This window comes from Pseudomonas sp. NPDC090755 (genome assembly GCF_044769005.1).
Taxonomy (GTDB): Bacteria; Pseudomonadota; Gammaproteobacteria; order Pseudomonadales; family Pseudomonadaceae; genus Aquipseudomonas.
The window spans coordinates 524036-541164 of sequence record NZ_JBIVXC010000002.1 but is presented as its reverse complement, the minus strand read 5'-3'; the positions used below and the strand labels follow the sequence as shown (position 1 = coordinate 541164).

The window sequence follows — 17129 nt, the reverse complement described above, 5'->3', positions numbered from 1 at the left end:
CGGGCTTGCCCCGCGATGCGATGTGACAGGCAAACCGCAATCACGGGGCAAGCACGCTCCCACAAGTGAAGGCAGTGGTCAGGTGATCGGTGCCGGGTTGAACAGGGTGATGTCGTTGTGCAGCTTGTAACGTTCGGCCCAGGTCTGTTTGCGCCCGCTGGCCACATCCAGGTAGTAGTGGAACAGTTCCCAGCCCAGTTCTTCGATGCTGGCGCGTCCCGTGGCGATGCGCCCGGCGTCGATGTCGATCAGGTCGGGCCAGCGTTCGGCAAGCTCCGTGCGGGTCGAGACCTTGACCACCGGCGCCATGGCCAGGCCATAAGGCGTGCCGCGCCCGGTGGTGAACACGTGCAGGTTCATGCCGGCAGCCAGTTGCAGCGTGCCGCAGACGAAGTCGCTGGCCGGTGTCGCGCAGAACACCAAGCCTTTTCCGGCCACGCGCTCCCCAGGACCGAGTACGCCGTTGATGGCGCTGCTGCCGGATTTGACGATCGAGCCCAGGCTCTTCTCGACGATGTTGGACAGCCCGCCTTTCTTGTTGCCCGGCGTGGTGTTGGCGCTGCGGTCGGCTTCGCCGCGTTGCAGGTACTGGTCGTACCAATCCATTTCGCGCACCAGCGCGGCGGCGACTTCCGGCGTTTCGGCACGGGAGGTCAGCATGTAGATGGCGTCGCGCACTTCGGTGACTTCCGAGAACATCACCGTGGCACCGGCGCGGATCAGCAAGTCGCTGGCGTAGCCCAGCGCCGGGTTGGCGGTTATGCCGGAAAACGCGTCGCTGCCACCGCATTGCATGCCCAGGATCAGCTCCGAGGCCGGCACGGTCTCGCGACGGCGCTGGTCGAGTTTCTTCAGGCGCACCTCAGCCAGTTCCATGATCTGCTCGACCATTTCGCCGAAGCCGTGGCTGGCGTCCTGCAGGCGGTACAGCCAGGGTTCGCTGAGGTCGACCGAGGCGTCGTCCTCGTGCATGACCTGTCCGGCCTGCAGCTTCTCGCAACCCAGGCTGATGACCAGGGCTTCGCCGCCCAGGTTGGGGTTGCGGGCGAGGTTGCGCACCGTGCGGATCGGGATATAGGCGTCGCGGGCGTTGATCGCCACGCCGCAGCCGTAGCTGTGGGTCAGGGCGACCACGTCGTCGACGTGGGGGTACTTGGGCAGCAGCTCTTCACGGATGCGTTTCACCGCGTGATCCAGTACGCCGGTGACGCACTGCACGGTGGTGGTGATGCCGAGGATGTTGCGTGTGCCGACCGTGCCGTCGGCGTTGCGGTACCCTTCGAAGGTGTAGCCTTCAAGCGGTGGCAGGGCAGCGGGCACGGCATTGGCCATCGGCAGGCTGTCCAGCGCCGGCGCCGAAGGCATCGCCAGCTGGGTCTCCCTGACCCAACTGCCCTGGGGCAGGTCCTGCAAGGCGTAACCGATGACCTGGCCATAGCGCACCACCGGCTCGCCCTTGGCAATGTTCACCAGGGCCACCTTGTGGCTTTGCGGGATGCCTTCGATCACCGTCAGTCCATCGGCGAATCGGCTACCTTCTGCGACACCCTGATCATTCACCACGACAACAACGTTGTCCTGTTCGTGCAGACGTACGTAGCGGGGTGAGTCGGCGTGTTCGATCATGTGCATCGGTTGGCCCTTCTTGTCATGTATTCAGGCGGATCAGCGGTGCCTGCAACCGGGGGAGCAGGCGTTTCACTCAATGACGGTTCTCGGCCAGCGTGCCGGTGGCAGGCTGCGTTTGTGCGTTACCGTTCTTGCTTGGGTCTTCACGCAGTTCGATGCGCTTGATCGGTCCGACGATCACCAGGTAGCTGAACACTGCGACCAGGGCGTTGGCGCCGACATACACCAGGGCCCACTTGAACGAACCGGTGGCGCTGATGATGTAGCCGATGATGATCGGCGTGGTGATCGAGGCGATATTGCCGAAGGTGTTGAACATGCCACCGGACAGCCCGGCGATCTGCTTGGGCGAAGTGTCGGAGACCACCGCCCAGCCCAGTGCACCCAGGCCCTTGCCGAAGAACGCCAGGGCCATGATGCCCACCACCATCCACTCGGCATCGACGTAGTTGCAGATGACCATCGAGGTCGACAGCAGCAGGCCGATGACGATCGGCGCCTTGCGGGCGAAGGTCAGCGAATTGCCGCGACGCAGCAGGTGGTCGGAGATGATCCCGCCCAGTACACCGCCGATGAAGCCGCAGATCGCCGGCAGGGAGGCGATGAAGCCGGCCTTGAGGATCGACATGCCGCGCTCCTGCACCAGGTACACCGGGAACCAGGTGAGGAAGAAGTAGGTGATGGCGTTGATGCAGTACTGGCCCAGGTAAATGCCGAGCATCATGCGGCTGCTGAGCAGTTGCTTGATGTAGCCCCACTTCGGCCCGCTCTTGCCGGTCGCCCTGGGTTTGTCCATGTCCACCAGACCGCCGTTGCGCTCGATGTGATCAAGCTCGGCAGCGCCGATCATCGGGTGTTCCTTGGGGTTGTAGATGAGCTTCATCCAGGCGATGGAGAACAGGATGCCCAGCACGCCCATGACGATGAATACATGCTCCCAGCCCCAGGCATGAACGATCCATCCCATCAGTGGGGCGAACAGCACGGTGGCGAAGTATTGCGCGGAGTTGAAGATGGCCGAGGCGGTGCCGCGTTCGGCGGTCGGGAACCAGGCTGCGACGATACGCGCGTTGCCAGGGAACGAGGGCGCTTCGGCAAAGCCAACCAGAAAGCGCAGCATGAACAGGGCGATGATTGCGTTGGCCACCGGCAGGTAGCCGACAAAGCCTTGCAGCACGGTGAAGGCCGACCAGGTGAAGATGCTCAGGGCGTAGACCTTTTTCGAACCGAAGCGGTCGAGCAGCCAGCCACCGGGGATCTGTCCCAACACATAGGCCCAGCCGAAGGCCGAGAAGATGTAGCCCAGCGTCACGGCGTCGATGCCCAGGTCCTTCTGCAAGCTGGAGCCGGCGATGGAGATGGTGGCGCGGTCGGCATAGTTGATCGTGGTCACTATGAACAGCATGAACAGGATCAGGTAGCGCACATGCGTCTTTTTAGTCGCTTGCATGCTGGTGTACTCCCACTAATTATTTTTGTGCGGGGTTCTGGTTAGCGTGGAGCCGAAGGGGGTCAGGCTTCGGCTCCGGCGACCAGTGGTCACCCGGGGGCGTCAAGCGTTATTGCGGACCCTGCTTGTCCATCAGCGCGGCGAGCATTTCGTACTCCTGGGCCGTGAGGTCAGTCAACGGCGTGCGCACCGGGCCTGCGTCGTAACCGGCGATCTTCGCCCCGGCCTTGACGATGCTGACCGCATAACCGGCCTTGCGGTTGCGGATGTCCAGGTACGGCAGGAAGAAGTCGTCGATGATCTTGGCCACGGTGGCGTGATCGTCGCGGGCGATGGCGTGGTAGAAGTCCATCGCGGTTTTCGGGATGAAGTTGAACACCGCCGAGGAATACACCGGTACACCCAGGGCCTTGTAGGCAGCGGCATAGACTTCAGCGGTCGGCAGGCCGCCGAGGTAGGAGAAGCGGTCACCGAGGCGACGACGGATCGACACCATCAGCTCGATATCGCCCAGGCCGTCCTTGTAGCCGATCAGGTTCGGGCAGCGTTCGGCCAGTTGCTCCAACTGCACGGCATTGAGGCGGCAGACGTTGCGGTTGTACACCACCACACCGATGTTCACCGACTTGCACACCGCCTCGACGTGGGCGGCAACGCCATCCTGGCTGGCTTCGGTCAGGTAGTGCGGCAGCAGCAGCAAGCCCTTGGCACCCAGGCGCTCAGCCTCTTGTGCGTATTCGATGGCCTGGCGGGTCGAGCCGCCGACACCCGCCAGGATCGGTACGCTGGTGGCGCAGGTGTCCACGGCGGTCTTGATGATTTGCGAGTACTCACTGGCGGCCAGGGAGAAGAACTCACCAGTGCCGCCGGCGGCGAACAGGGCGCTGGCGCCGTACGGGGCCAGCCACTCCAGGCGCTTGATGTAGCCGGCGCGGTTGAAGTCGCCCTGGGCATTGAAGTCGGTGACCGGGAAGGACAGCAGACCGTGGGAAAGGATGGATTGCAGTTCTTGTGGATTCATTGTTGTAGAACACCCTGTAGGACACATTGGAAGACGCAGTGGTACTCGAGTAGAGATACGTTATCGTACAACTTAAAATGTGACTAGCCCCACTGGTCCTCTTTTTCACGGCAGGGGGCTTTAAGGGTGGAAGGCGCGAAGGGGGAGCGCAGGTTGCCCTGCGCCTGTTCAGAAGCGCTCGGGGACCATGCGCGAGGTGTAGTTGGTGCTCTTGTAGCGGCCGATCTTGCCGCGTTTTGGCAGCTCGATCTTGTGTTTTTGCGGCAGTTCTTCGTAGGGCACTTGTTCGAGCAGGTGGCTGATGATGTTCAGGCGCACCTTGCGCTTGTCTTCCGAGTGCGCCACATACCAAGGCGCCCAGGAAGTGTCGGAGGCAGCGAACATCTTGTCGCGGGCGCGGGTGTAGTCGTCCCAGCGGGTGAACGACTTGAGGTCCATGGGGGTTAGTTTCCAGATCTTGCGACCGTCGGTGATACGGTCCGACAGGCGTCGTTCCTGTTCCTTGGCGCTGACCTCCAGCCAGTATTTGACGAGGATGATGCCGGACTCGATCAGCATCTTCTCGAAATGCGGCACCACGCTGAGGAACTTGTCCGCCTGCTCGTCGGTGCAAAAGCCCATGACCCTTTCGACGCCTGCGCGGTTGTACCAACTGCGGTCGAAGATCACCACTTCGCCTGCCGCCGGCAGGTGCTGGATGTAGCGCTGGGCGTACATCTGGGTCTTCTCCCGCTCGGTCGGAGCGGGCAGCGCGGCCACGCGGAACACCCGCGGGCTGACGCGCTCGGTGATGGCCTTGATGGTGCCGCCCTTGCCGGCACCGTCGCGCCCCTCGAAGACCACGCAAACCTTCAAGCCTTTGGCGACTACCCACTGTTGCAGTTTTACCAGTTCGACGTGCAGTGCCTTGAGCTCGCTTTCGTAGTCCTTGCGGGGCATACGCTCAGGGTTCTGTGCCTTTTCCTTCTTCTTGGCCATGTTGCCGTGCCTCGTCAGCTTAAGGGTGAAATCCGGGTTTCCAAGCTGTTCGAGTATAGTCATGCCCCTGGTCAGGGGCCGGACCTGTGTCAATGGTTCGGCTCAAGATCTGGTGATTGTGGATCATCACGCCAACATCCTGCCGGGCTGCGTGTACATCGATGGGCAAGGATGCCTGGGCCTGAACGCAAACCCCCCGTGTCACAGGGTGATCACGGGGGGCAGGTTCATCAGGTGCCGTGGAGTTCCACGGGGGACATCAGACGTTGAAGCGGAAGTGCATCACGTCGCCATCTTTAACGATGTAGTCCTTGCCTTCCAGGCGCCATTTACCGGCTTCTTTCGCGCCGCCTTCACCCTTGTACTGGATGAAGTCGTCATAGGCGACCACTTCGGCGCGGATGAAGCCTTTCTCGAAGTCGGTGTGGATCACACCGGCAGCCTGAGGCGCGGTGGCGCCGACGCGTACGGTCCAGGCACGGACTTCCTGGACACCAGCGGTGAAGTAGGTCTGCAGGTTGAGCAGGCCGTAGCCGGCACGAATCACGCGGTTCAGGCCAGGCTCTTCCAGGCCCAGGGCCTCGAGGAACATGTCCTTCTCTTCGCCTTCGTCGAGCTCGGCGATTTCCGCTTCGATCTTGTTGCACACCGGCACCACGACTGCGCCTTCTTCTTCGGCGATGGCGCGAACCACATCCAGGTGCGGGTTGTTGTCGAAGCCGTCTTCAGCGACGTTGGCGATGTACATCACCGGCTTGCTGGTCAGCAGGTGGAAGCCACGGATCAGCGCCTTTTCGTCGGCGGCCATGTCTTTCATCAGGCTGCGCGCCGGCTTGCCTTCGGTGAAGTGCGGAATCAGTTTTTCCAGGATGGCCTTCTGGGCCAGGGCATCCTTGTCACCGCCCTTGGCGTTGCGCGCAACCTTCTGCAGTTGCTTTTCGCAGCTGTCGAGGTCGGCGAAGATCAGTTCCAGGTCGATGATCTCGATGTCGCGCTTGGGGTCGACGCTGTTGGAGACGTGGATCACGTTCTCGTCTTCGAAGCAGCGCACCACGTGGGCGATGGCGTCGGTCTCGCGGATATTGGCGAGGAACTTGTTGCCCAGGCCTTCACCCTTGGAGGCACCGGCAACCAGGCCTGCGATGTCGACGAATTCCATGGTGGTCGGCAGGATGCGGTTCGGCTTGACGATTTCTGCCAGGGCATCCAGGCGGGCATCGGGCATCGGCACGATGCCGCTGTTCGGCTCGATGGTGCAGAAGGGGAAGTTCTCCGCTGCGATGCCGGATTTGGTCAAGGCGTTGAACAGGGTGGACTTGCCGACGTTGGGCAGACCGACGATGCCGCAATTGAAACCCATGGTGAATCCCTCTTCTGAAGAGTCAGGCCTTTTGGCTGTGCAGCTCTCTCATCGCACGCGTCCAGTCGCCGGCGAGGATGTCCGGCAGCACGCCGAGGGCAAAATCGATACTGGCGTCCAGCTTTTCCTGCTCGGCGCGTGGCGCCTTGCCCAGGACGAAACCGGAGACCCTGCTACTGTCACCCGGGTGGCCGATGCCAAGCCGCAGACGGTGAAAGTCGTTCTTGTTGCCGAGCTGCGCGATGATGTCGCGCAGGCCGTTGTGCCCACCATGGCCGCCACCCTTCTTGAGTTTGGCAACGCCCGGAGGCAGGTCGAGTTCGTCGTGGGCCACCAGGATGGCATCTGGCTCGATACGGAAGAAATTGGCCAGTGCAGCAACGGCCTGGCCGCTGCGGTTCATGTAGGTGGTCGGAATCAGCAGACGAACGTCGTTGCCCTGATGGCTGAATTTAGCCGTCAGGCCGAAATACTTGCGGTCAGCGGTCAGGTTGACGCGCTGGGCGCTGGCAATGCGTTCTACGAAAAGAGCCCCTGCGTTATGCCGGGTCTGTTCGTATTCGGGGCCGGGGTTTCCCAGGCCGACGATCAGTTGAATGGCGGTCACGTCAGGGGCTCTTCCTTGGAGTTGGGGGCCCCTGTGCTTGATGCATCAGGGGCCCGGGCAACACCTGCGGAGTAACGAATTACTCTGCGGCTGCTTCTGGTGCTACTTTTGGAGCGTGAACGTTGGCAACAGCCAGGTCGTTACCGTGAGCCAGAGCGACGAACTCGACGCCTTTCGGCGCTTTCAGGTCCGACAGGTGAACGATGGTGCCGACTTCGGCGTTGGCCAGGTCAACTTCGATGAACTCAGGCAGGTCCTTGGCTTCGCAGGAAACTTCGATCTCGGCCACTACGTGGGAGATTTCGCCGCCTTTCTTGACCGGGGCTTCTTCGTTGATGAAGTGCACTGGGACTTTGGCGGTCAGTTTCTGGCCAGCTACAACGCGGACGAAGTCAGCGTGCAGGATGATGCCTTTGGACGGGTGACGCTGCATCGCTTTGACAACGACGTTCTGCTTGACGCCGTCAACGTTCAGTTCGATGACGTGGCTGAAAGCAGCTTCGTTTTCGAACAGCTTGGCGATTTCCTTGGCCACGATGGTCAGGGATTGCGCTTCTTTGTCACCACCGTAAACAACGGCAGGGATGCTGGAGGCGAGACGACGCAGGCGGCGGCTCGCACCTTTCCCCAGGTCGGTACGCGCTTGGGCGTTCAGGATGAAATCAGTCATTTTACATCTCCAAAGTAGCCATTCCCGAATGGCGTTTGCGACCAGCGCCAAAGCGGGATGGGCAAAAAAGCCCCGCCCCAACAACAGGTGTTGGGGCGGGGCGCTTTACGTCAACGTGGTGTTCGCCAGGGCCGAGCCCTTAGCGGAACATCGCGCTGATCGATTCTTCGTTGCTGATGCGGCGAACCGCTTCAGCGACGACCGGTGCGATATCCAGTTGACGGATACGGTCACAGGCTTGTGCAGCGGCCGACAGCGGGATGGTGTTGGTCACCACCAGCTCGTCCAGCACGGAGTTCTCGATATTCTCGATCGCCCGACCCGACAGGACAGGGTGCGTGCAGTAGGCGTAAACCTTGGCAGCGCCGTGTTCTTTCAGGGCCTTGGCCGCGTGGCACAGGGTGCCGGCGGTGTCGACCATGTCGTCGACGAGAATACAGGTACGTCCTTCGACGTCGCCGATGATATGCATCACTTCGGAGTGATTGGCCTTTTCACGGCGTTTGTCGATGATACCCAGGTCGACGCCCAGAGACTTGGCAACAGCACGTGCACGCACGACGCCGCCGATGTCCGGGGACACGATCATGAGGTTCTCGAAACGCTGGTCTTCGATGTCATCCACCAGAACGGGGGAGCCGTAGATGTTATCTACCGGAATGTCGAAGAAACCCTGGATCTGGTCAGCGTGCAGGTCGACGGTGAGAACACGGTCGATACCGACGACGGTGAGCATGTCAGCGACGACTTTGGCGCTGATGGCAACACGCGCCGAACGCGGACGGCGATCCTGGCGGGCATATCCGAAGTAAGGAATCACGGCAGTGATTCGGGACGCTGAGGAGCGGCGGAAGGCATCGGCCATCACTACCAGTTCCATCAGATTATCGTTGGTTGGCGCGCAAGTCGGCTGAATGATGAAAACGTCCTTACCGCGAACATTTTCATTAATCTCAGTGCTGATTTCGCCGTCGGAGAATTTACCGACAGAAACATCACCCAGTGGGATATGCAGCTGACGTACGACACGCCGAGCCAGATCGGGGTTGGCGTTCCCCGTAAAGACCATCATCTTGGACACGCGCAGTACCTGAAGGCTGAGGGTATACCTGGATGAGTATAAGGAAAATGGCAGGGGCGGCTGGATTCGAACCAACGCATGGCAGGATCAAAACCTGCTGCCTTACCGCTTGGCGACGCCCCTGTATCTGTTGCTGCGAGTACCTTGTACTCGATTCCTAGAGCAGACTCTGTAGCGTGCGATGCAACATCGAAATGTTGCTACCCTTGGCTACAAACCCTGATTGGGTCTCTGCAAGAAGGGCCAAAACTTTATCAGCTTCAGCTTTGCTTGGGAAGGCCCCAAACACACAACTTCCAGTTCCAGTGAGTCGAGCATCTGTGAATTTTCCAAGCAAATTCAGCGAGTTACGTACTTCTGGATAACTCTGCTCTACCACCGGTTGGCAGTCATTTCGACTGTTTCCCTTGGGAACGGGGCGCATCTTAAGGGGCAAAGAATCACGTGTCAACTGCGGATGCGAAAAAATTTCTGCTGTACTAACAGAGACTTGCGGCACCAGCACGACATACCAGGGTTCTTCGGGGTCGACCGGGGTCAGTTTTTCGCCCACGCCTTCGGCAAAGGCCGCGTGGCCGCGGACGAAAACCGGGACGTCGGCGCCCAGCGACAGGCCCAGTTCGGCCAGCTGGTCTTCGCTGCAATCGAGCTTCCAGAGGTGGTTCAAGCCCAGCAGGGTAGTGGCAGCGTCGGAACTGCCGCCGCCGATGCCGCCGCCCATGGGCAGGATTTTCTTCAGCCAGATGTCGGCGCCCAGGGTGCAGCCGGTCAGTTGCTGCAGTTTACGCGCAGCCTTGACGATCAGGTTGCTGTCATGGGGGACGTTGTCGATGTCCGTGTGCAGGCGGATCTGGCCGTCTTCGCGCACAGCGAATTGCAGTTCGTCGGCATGGTCGAGGAACTGGAATATCGTCTCCAGCTCGTGATAGCCATCGGGGCGGCGACCGAGGATGTGCAGCATCAGGTTGAGCTTGGCCGGGGCGGGCAGGGTCAGCCGGGTCATGTCAGTGCCCCAGCTGGCGTGGCTGCCAGTCCTTGACCACCAGGGTCACGTCGATGTTCTGGCCATGCAGCTTGAGGCGCTCGGGCAGCCAGTAGCCGTTCTGTTCGGTGTAGCTCAGGTACTGCACGTCCCAGCCGTCCTGTTTGAGGCGGGTCAGGCGGCTGTCGTTGCCCAGGGTCAGCTGGCTCTTGCTGTCGGGAGCGGGCAGGCCGCGCACCCACCAGACCAGGTGCGAGACTGGCAACTGCCAGCCCAGTTGCTCTTCGAGCAGGGCTTCGGGGCTTTCAGCTTCATAGCGGCCCTGGTTGGCGACCTCCAGGGTCACGCCGCCCGGGCGTCCGGTCAGGCGCGCAGCACCACGGCCCAGCGGGCCGGACAGGCGAATGTCGTAGTAATCCTGGCGCTGTAGCCAGAACAGGGTGCCGCTGCCGGAGTCTTTCGGTGCGCGGATGCCGACCTTGCCGTTGATCTGCCAGCCGTCGAGGCTGCTCAGCTGCTGTTTGTGCTCGCGCCACAGTTGTGGGCTGCCCTGGCCCTGGAGGGCTTCACGGGAGCCGAAGCCGGCACAACCGGCAAGCAGGGCGATCAGGCTGAAGGTGATGAAATGGCGCAAAAACATGGCGTTAAAGAGTCTCGGATCCGGTCAGGCGCAGGACAGTCTTGCGCAGAATTTGGCTGTCGGGCTGGGCTTCGAAGGCCTTGGCCCAGATTTGCCGGGCTTCGCGGCGTTTGCCGTTGGCCCACAGCACTTCACCCAGGTGGGCGGCGACCTCGTGGTCGGGGAAGCGCTCCAGGGCCTGGCGCAGCAAGCGCTCGGCTTCATCGAGATTGCCCATGCGAAAGTTGACCCAACCCAGGCTGTCGAGCACGGCGGGGTCTTCCGGGTTGATCTGGTGTGCCTTCTCGATCAGCGCCTTGGCCTCGGCGTAGCGCGTGGTGCGGTCGGCCAGGGTGTAGCCCAGGGCGTTGAGGGCCATGGCGTTTTCCGGCTCGCGGGCGATGATGCTGCGCAGGTCCTTTTCCATCTGGGCCAGGTCGTTGCGCTTTTCGGCCAGCATGGCGCGGGTATAGAGCAGGTTGTTGTCGTCCGGGTACTGCTTGAGTGCCTTCTCCAGCACTTGCAGGGCCTGGGCATCCTTGTCGTTGTTGCCCAGGGCCTCGGCTTCGATCAGGTACAGCTGGATGGCGTAGTCGGGCTGGGTGTCGCGGGCCAGCGCCAGGCGCCGCGAGGCTTCACTGCTGCGGCCATTGGCGATGAGGATGTCGGCCTGGCGCAGTTGCGCCGGCAGGTAGTCGTTGCCCGGGCCCACCAGGGCGTACTCGCCCAAGGCCAGGTCCGGCTGGTTGCGTGCTTCGTGGATGCGGCCCAGGTTCAGGTGGGCGGCGTCGACGTGGCTGTCACGCTCGATCAGGTCGTTCAGGTAGCCGGCAGCCTCTTCCCAGTTCTTGGTTTCCAGGCAGATCAGGGCCAGGGAGTAGAGCAGCTCCTCGTCTTCGGGGTACTGCTGGACCAGGGTGGAGAACTCGATCTTGGCGTCGTCCAGGCGATCCTGCTCCACCAGCGTGCGTGCGTAGGTCAGGCGCAGGCGCTTGTCGTCCGGGTTCTGGCGAATGGTTTTCTGCAGCAGGGGCAGGGCTTCGTCGCCACGGCCCACGGCCTGCAGCAGGCGTGCGCGCAGCAGCACGGGGGCGATTTCGCCTTCTTCCGGCGGATGCGCCTCCAGCAGGCTCAGTGCCTCCTTGGCGTTGCCGTCCTGTTGCAGCAGCAGGGCCTTGCCGAACACCAGCTGGCTGTTGTCGGGGTACTTTTTCAGCAGGCGGTCGAAGCTTTTCTGCAGGCCGTCGCGGGTGTCCTGGTCGGTTTCGGCGGCCGACAGGGCGAGGAAGTCGAAATGGGTATCGCCTTTGCCCTGCAGCACTCTTTCCATGTAGACCATGGAGTCGTCATAGCGCCCGCCCCGGGCCAGCTGGATGGCGGCGGCACGTTGCGCATCGAGGTTGTCGGCGTCGTTGCGGGCCCAGATCAGTGCAGTGTCCAGGGCCGCCTGGTCGGCGCCCAAGTATTCGGCGATGCGGTAGGCGCGCTCGGAAACCCCGGGGTCCTGGGTCTTGATCGCCTCGCTGACATAGTTGTCCAGGGCGATGTCGAAACGATCGCGCTGGCCGGCAAGTTCCGCGGTCAGCAGGTTGTAGACGGTTTCCTGGCTGAACGATCCGTAGACGACGGGTTTGTCCGCCTGCTTTTGCGTGGCATCGAGGGCAGGCGCCTGGTCACCGGTGGATCCTGGGGTCAGGGTCTGACAGCCCTGGAGCAGGGCAACGGCAAGGAACAACGCGTAGGATCTATTCATAATGAGGAATTGGGCGACTTACCAGCGGTCGGATCATCATGACACAAGCGCGGTGGCAAACCCATAAGCGAAGGTCTCGGTAGGGGTAGACTATAGAGACAATAGCGAGCGGTGGTTGTTCTGGAACCTGCGAAGTAGGACAATTATCGGCTTCACGTCACAATCAGCGACCTTGCATGGCCTTTCTTGCACTCGGTATCAACCATAAGACTGCCTCGGTAGACGTACGCGAGCGCGTGGCGTTTACCCCTGAGCAGCTGGTAGACGCCTTGCAACAGCTCTGCCGACTGACCGCCAGCCGCGAAGCGGCGATCCTGTCGACCTGCAACCGTAGCGAACTCTATATAGAGCAGGATCACCTGGCGGCAGAGAGCGTCCTGCGCTGGCTGGCCGAATACCACCAGTTGAGCCTCGATGAGCTGCGTGCCAGTGCCTACATCCACGAGGATCACGACGCGGTCAAGCACATGATGCGCGTGGCGTCGGGCCTCGACTCGCTGGTGCTGGGCGAGCCACAGATCCTTGGCCAGATGAAATCGGCCTACGCCGTGGCCCGCGAAGCCGGGACCATCGGCCCGCTGCTCGGGCGCCTGTTCCAGGCCACCTTCAGTGCCGCCAAGCAGGTGCGCACCGACACGGCCATTGGCGAGAACCCGGTGTCGGTAGCCTTCGCCGCGGTCAGCCTGGCCAAGCAGATCTTCAGCGACCTGGGCCGCAGCCAGGCGTTGCTGATCGGTGCCGGCGAAACCATCACCCTGGTGGCGCGTCACCTGCACGAGCAGGGCGTGCGGCGCATCGTGGTGGCCAACCGAACCCTGGAGCGGGCCAGCACCCTGGCCGAGCAGTTCGGCGCCCATGCGGTGCTGCTGTCCGACATCCCCCAGGAACTGGTCAACAGCGACATCGTCATCAGTTCCACCGCCAGCCAGTTGCCGATCCTCGGCAAGGGCGCCGTGGAAAGCGCACTGAAACAGCGCCGGCACAAGCCGATCTTCATGGTCGATATCGCCGTGCCCCGGGACATCGAGCCGCAAGTCGGTGAACTGGACGACGTTTACCTCTACACCGTCGACGACCTGCATGACGTGGTCGCCGAGAACCTCAAGAGCCGCCAGGGCGCCGCCCAGGCCGCCGAGGAACTGGTGTCGGTGGGCGCCGAGGATTTCATGCTGCGCCTGCGCGAGCTGGCGGCAGTGGATGTACTCAAGGCCTACCGTCAGCAGAGCGAACGCCTGCGCGACGAAGAACTGCAAAAGGCCCAGCGCCTGCTGGCCAATGGCAGCAGCGCCGAGGATGTGCTGGTGCAACTGGCCCGTGGCCTGACCAACAAACTGCTGCATGCCCCCAGCGTGCAACTGAAAAAGCTCTCTGCCGAAGGCCGCCTCGATGCGCTGGCCATGGCTCAGGAACTCTTTGCCCTCAATGAGGGATCGACGGATAAAACCCCGCAATGAAAGCGTCGCTGCTCAATAAGCTGGACACCCTCCAGGACCGTTTCGAGGAATTGACCGCCCTGCTGGGCGATGCCGAAGTCATTTCCGACCAGACCCGCTTTCGCGCCTACTCGCGCGAGTACGCCGAGGTCGAGCCGGTAGCCGCCGCCTATGGTCAGTGGCGCAAGCTGCAGGATGACCTGGCCGGCGCCCAGGCGCTGCTCAAGGACAGTGACCCGGACCTGCGGGAAATGGCCGTGGAAGAAGTGCGCGAGGCCAAGGAACAACTGGCGGAACTTGAGAACCAGCTGCAGCGCATGCTGCTGCCCAAGGATCCCAACGACGGGCGCAATGTGTTCCTGGAAATCCGCGCCGGCACCGGTGGCGACGAAGCGGCGATCTTTTCCGGCGACCTGTTCCGCATGTATTCGCGTTATGCCGAGCGCCGTGGCTGGCGCCTGGAAATCCTCTCGGAGAACGAAGGGGAGCATGGTGGCTACAAGGAAATCATCGCCCGGGTCGAAGGCGACAATGTCTATGGCAAGCTGAAGTTCGAATCTGGTGCCCACCGCGTCCAGCGCGTGCCGGAAACCGAATCCCAGGGGCGTATCCACACCTCGGCCTGCACCGTGGCGGTACTGCCCGAGCCGGACGAGCAGGTGGCCATCGAGATCAACCCGGCGGACCTGCGCGTGGACACCTACCGCGCCTCCGGCGCCGGTGGTCAGCACGTCAACAAGACCGACTCGGCGATCCGTATCACCCACTTGCCGACGGGCATCGTGGTCGAGTGCCAGGAGGAACGTTCCCAGCACAAGAACCGGGCACGGGCCATGTCCTGGCTGTCGGCCAAGCTCAACGACATGCAGACCAGCGCCGCGCAGAACGCCATCGCCAGCGAACGCAAGCTGCTGGTGGGCTCCGGCGACCGTTCCGAGCGTATCCGCACCTATAACTATCCACAGGGCCGGGTCACCGATCACCGTATCAACTTGACCTTGTATTCCCTGGACGACGTCCTGGCCGGCGGCGTGGAAGCGGTGATCGAACCGCTGCTGGCCGAGTATCAGGCTGACCAACTGGCTGCACTGGGTGAGTAAATGACGATTATCGCCAGCCTGCTTCGCGCTGCGGAGCTGCCCGACTCGCCGACGGCGCGTCTGGATGTCGAACTGTTGCTGGCCGCGGCCATCGGCAAGTCGCGAAGCTACCTGCACACCTGGCCCGAGCGGATTGTCAGCAGCGAAGCGGCGCTGACCTTCGCCGAGTACCTGCAGCGCCGTCGTAGCGGCGAGCCGGTGGCCTATATCCTCGGCCAGCAGGGCTTTTGGAACCTGGACCTGGAAGTGGCGCCGCATACCCTGATCCCGCGTCCGGACACCGAGCTGCTGGTCGAAACTGCCCTTGAGCTGGTGTCGCCAGCGCCTGCACGGGTGCTGGACCTGGGCACCGGCACTGGCGCCATTGCCCTGGCCCTGGCCAGCGAGCGGGCGCAGTGGCAGGTGACGGCAGTCGACCGCGTGCTCGAAGCCGTGGCACTGGCCGAGCGCAACCGCCAGCGCCTGCAACTTGGCAACGTCCAGGTGCTCAGCAGTCACTGGTTCAGTGCCATCGAGGGCGAGCGCTTCGACCTGATCATCAGCAACCCGCCGTACATCGCTGCCGAGGATCCGCACCTGGTCGCCGGAGACGTGCGGTTCGAGCCGAGCAGTGCCCTGGTGGCCGGCGTCGACGGGCTGGACGACCTGCGCACCATCATCAGCCAGGCGCCCGGGCATCTGCAGCCCGGCGGCTGGCTGCTGCTCGAACATGGTTACGACCAGGCCGTCGCCGTGCGCGAGTTGCTCGCCGGTCTCGGCTTCGAGCAGGTCGAGAGCCGCGTCGACCTCGGCGGACACGAACGCATCAGCCTGGGGCGACTGTCGTGCTGAGTGATCAAGAGCTGTTGCGCTATAGCCGCCAAATCCTCCTGGCCCAGGTCGATATCGACGGCCAGTTGCGCCTCAAGGACAGCCGGGCGCTGATCATCGGTCTCGGCGGCCTGGGCTCGCCGGTGGCCTTGTACCTGGCGGCGGCGGGGGTCGGTGAGCTGCACCTGGCGGATTTCGACACGGTCGACCTGACCAACCTGCAACGTCAGGTGCTGCACGACACCACCACGGTGGGGCAGAGCAAGGTCGATTCGGCCCTGGCCCGTTTGCAGGCGATCAACCCCGAGATTCGCCTGGTGGCCCACCGAAATGCGCTGGACGAGGATTCGCTGGCCGCCGCCGTACAGGCGGTGGACCTGGTGCTCGACTGCACCGACAACTTCTCCACCCGCGAGGCGGTCAACGCCGCCTGCGTGGCGCAGGGCAAGCCGCTGGTCAGTGGCGCGGCGATTCGCCTGGAAGGGCAGTTGTCGGTGTTCGACCCGCGTCGTCCTGACAGCCCTTGCTACCACTGCCTCTATGGTCATGGCAGCGAAGCTGAGCTCACCTGCAGCGAAGCCGGTGTGGTGGGCCCGCTGGTAGGCCTGGTGGGTAGCCTGCAGGCCCTGGAAGCGCTGAAGCTGCTGGCCGGATTCGGCGAGCCCATGGTCGGCCGGCTGTTGCTGATCGATGCCCTGGGCAGCCGGTTCCGTGAACTGCGGGTCAAGCGCGATCCGGGTTGCAGTGTCTGTGGCTCGCACAATGACTGATCAGGCAAGCGCGCCGATCGGCGTATTCGATTCCGGTGTGGGTGGCTTGTCGGTACTGGCGGAAATCCAGCACCTGCTGCCCAACGAGTCGTTGCTGTACGTCGCCGACTGCGGGCACATTCCCTACGGTGAGAAATCACCGGAGTTCATCCGCAAGCGTTGCCGGTTGGTCGCCGAGTTCTTCCGCGAGCAGGGTGCCAAAGCCATGGTGCTGGCCTGTAACACGGCCACCGTGGCGGCCGTGGCGGATTTACGCGAGCAGTATCCACACTGGCCGCTGGTAGGCATGGAGCCTGCGGTAAAGCCGGCTGCGGCCGCTACCCGCAGCGGGGTGGTCGGTGTCCTGGCTACCACCGGCACACTGCAAAGCGCCAAGTTCGCGGCCTTGCTCGATCGATTTGCCAGCGATGTACGGGTGATTACCCAGCCGTGCCCGGGGCTGGTCGAGTGCATCGAGGCCGGCGATCTGAGCAGCCCGGCCTTGCGTGAGTTGCTGCAAGGCTACGTGCAACCCCTGCTCGAAGGCGGCTGCGACACCTTGATCCTCGGCTGCACCCATTACCCTTTCCTCAAACCGCTGCTCAAGCAGATGGTGCCCGCCAACATGGCGATCATCGACACCGGCGCCGCTGTTGCCCGCCAGCTGCAACGCCTGCTCGGCGAGCGTGATTTGCTGTCTGCCGACGTTGCCCGTGACACGCAATTCTGGACCAGCGCAAGCCCAGAACATTTTGAAAAGATCCTTCCAATGTTGTGGAAGAAATCCGACACTGTGCGAAGCTTCACTAAGTAAGAAGTGCCTTAAGCACTCACCATTTACTGAACTATCGCGGCGTCTCCGATTTCTATAAGTTTTTCTGATGTAA

Annotated in this window: 16 protein-coding genes and 1 tRNA gene; 5 read left to right on the top strand and 12 right to left on the bottom strand. The window is 62.5% G+C overall.

Annotated elements, in window-relative coordinates; translation table 11 throughout:
- Positions 1-78 precede the first annotated feature (78 nt).
- The 12 genes from garD to ACIQUS_RS06380 all read right to left on the bottom strand — a co-directional run bounded on the left by garD (position 79) and on the right by ACIQUS_RS06380 (position 12150).
- Positions 79-1632 carry a galactarate dehydratase gene (gene garD, locus ACIQUS_RS06435; RefSeq protein ID WP_403044363.1) on the bottom strand — a complete coding sequence of 518 codons (1554 nt, stop codon included), beginning with the start codon at positions 1630-1632 and terminating at the stop codon, positions 79-81.
- Positions 1633-1702: 70 nt separating this feature from the next.
- Complete coding sequence (locus ACIQUS_RS06430; RefSeq protein ID WP_403044360.1) at positions 1703-3079, bottom strand: MFS transporter; 1377 nt, start codon at positions 3077-3079, stop codon at positions 1703-1705.
- Between the two features lie 109 nt (positions 3080-3188).
- Entirely contained in the window at positions 3189-4100 is a 912-nt protein-coding gene (kdgD, locus tag ACIQUS_RS06425; RefSeq protein ID WP_403044357.1) for a 5-dehydro-4-deoxyglucarate dehydratase, read from the bottom strand.
- Between the two features lie 168 nt (positions 4101-4268).
- Positions 4269-5078, bottom strand: a complete 810-nt coding sequence (gene ppk2, locus ACIQUS_RS06420; RefSeq protein WP_403044636.1) for a polyphosphate kinase 2 — start codon at positions 5076-5078, stop codon at positions 4269-4271.
- 259 nt (positions 5079-5337) lie between these two features.
- Positions 5338-6438 carry a redox-regulated ATPase YchF gene (gene ychF / locus ACIQUS_RS06415; RefSeq protein ID WP_285862094.1) on the bottom strand — a complete coding sequence of 367 codons (1101 nt, stop codon included), beginning with the start codon at positions 6436-6438 and terminating at the stop codon, positions 5338-5340.
- A gap of 22 nt (positions 6439-6460) precedes the next feature.
- Positions 6461-7045 carry an aminoacyl-tRNA hydrolase gene (gene pth / locus ACIQUS_RS06410; RefSeq protein WP_285862093.1) on the bottom strand — a complete coding sequence of 195 codons (585 nt, stop codon included), beginning with the start codon at positions 7043-7045 and terminating at the stop codon, positions 6461-6463.
- Between the two features lie 79 nt (positions 7046-7124).
- Positions 7125-7715 carry a 50S ribosomal protein L25/general stress protein Ctc gene (locus tag ACIQUS_RS06405; protein WP_403044352.1) on the bottom strand — a complete coding sequence of 197 codons (591 nt, stop codon included), beginning with the start codon at positions 7713-7715 and terminating at the stop codon, positions 7125-7127.
- A gap of 139 nt (positions 7716-7854) precedes the next feature.
- A complete protein-coding gene (locus ACIQUS_RS06400; protein ID WP_009405962.1) occupies positions 7855-8796 on the bottom strand; it encodes a ribose-phosphate pyrophosphokinase in 942 nt (313 codons plus the stop codon).
- A 48-nt stretch (positions 8797-8844) separates the two neighbouring features.
- Positions 8845-8919, bottom strand: a tRNA-Gln gene (locus ACIQUS_RS06395).
- Between the two features lie 34 nt (positions 8920-8953).
- Positions 8954-9799 carry a 4-(cytidine 5'-diphospho)-2-C-methyl-D-erythritol kinase gene (gene ispE / locus ACIQUS_RS06390; protein WP_403044348.1) on the bottom strand — a complete coding sequence of 282 codons (846 nt, stop codon included), beginning with the start codon at positions 9797-9799 and terminating at the stop codon, positions 8954-8956.
- A 1-nt stretch (position 9800) separates the two neighbouring features.
- A complete protein-coding gene (gene lolB, locus ACIQUS_RS06385; protein WP_403044345.1) occupies positions 9801-10418 on the bottom strand; it encodes a lipoprotein insertase outer membrane protein LolB in 618 nt (205 codons plus the stop codon).
- A 4-nt stretch (positions 10419-10422) separates the two neighbouring features.
- The gene (locus ACIQUS_RS06380) at positions 10423-12150 is read right to left on the bottom strand and encodes a tetratricopeptide repeat protein (RefSeq protein WP_403044343.1); all 1728 of its coding nucleotides are present in this window, start codon (positions 12148-12150) and stop codon (positions 10423-10425) included.
- 176 nt (positions 12151-12326) lie between these two features.
- On the opposite strand from ACIQUS_RS06380, the gene hemA reads away from it, so the two are divergent.
- The 5 genes from hemA to murI are packed head-to-tail and all read left to right on the top strand — an operon-like array spanning position 12327 to position 17056.
- Complete coding sequence (hemA, locus tag ACIQUS_RS06375) at positions 12327-13604, top strand: glutamyl-tRNA reductase (RefSeq protein ID WP_403044341.1); 1278 nt, start codon at positions 12327-12329, stop codon at positions 13602-13604.
- Positions 13601-14683 carry a peptide chain release factor 1 gene (gene prfA, locus ACIQUS_RS06370; RefSeq protein WP_403044338.1) on the top strand — a complete coding sequence of 361 codons (1083 nt, stop codon included), beginning with the start codon at positions 13601-13603 and terminating at the stop codon, positions 14681-14683. Before hemA ends, prfA begins: the two co-directional genes overlap by 4 nt.
- On the top strand, positions 14684-15514 hold the full coding sequence (prmC, locus tag ACIQUS_RS06365; protein ID WP_403044336.1) for a peptide chain release factor N(5)-glutamine methyltransferase: 831 nt from the start codon (positions 14684-14686) through the stop codon (positions 15512-15514).
- Entirely contained in the window at positions 15508-16263 is a 756-nt protein-coding gene (locus tag ACIQUS_RS06360) for a molybdopterin-synthase adenylyltransferase MoeB (protein ID WP_403044334.1), read from the top strand. The genes prmC and ACIQUS_RS06360 overlap by 7 nt, the downstream gene beginning before the upstream one ends.
- On the top strand, positions 16256-17056 hold the full coding sequence (gene murI / locus ACIQUS_RS06355) for a glutamate racemase (protein WP_403044332.1): 801 nt from the start codon (positions 16256-16258) through the stop codon (positions 17054-17056). Before ACIQUS_RS06360 ends, murI begins: the two co-directional genes overlap by 8 nt.
- The last annotated feature ends 73 nt before the right edge of the window (positions 17057-17129 follow it).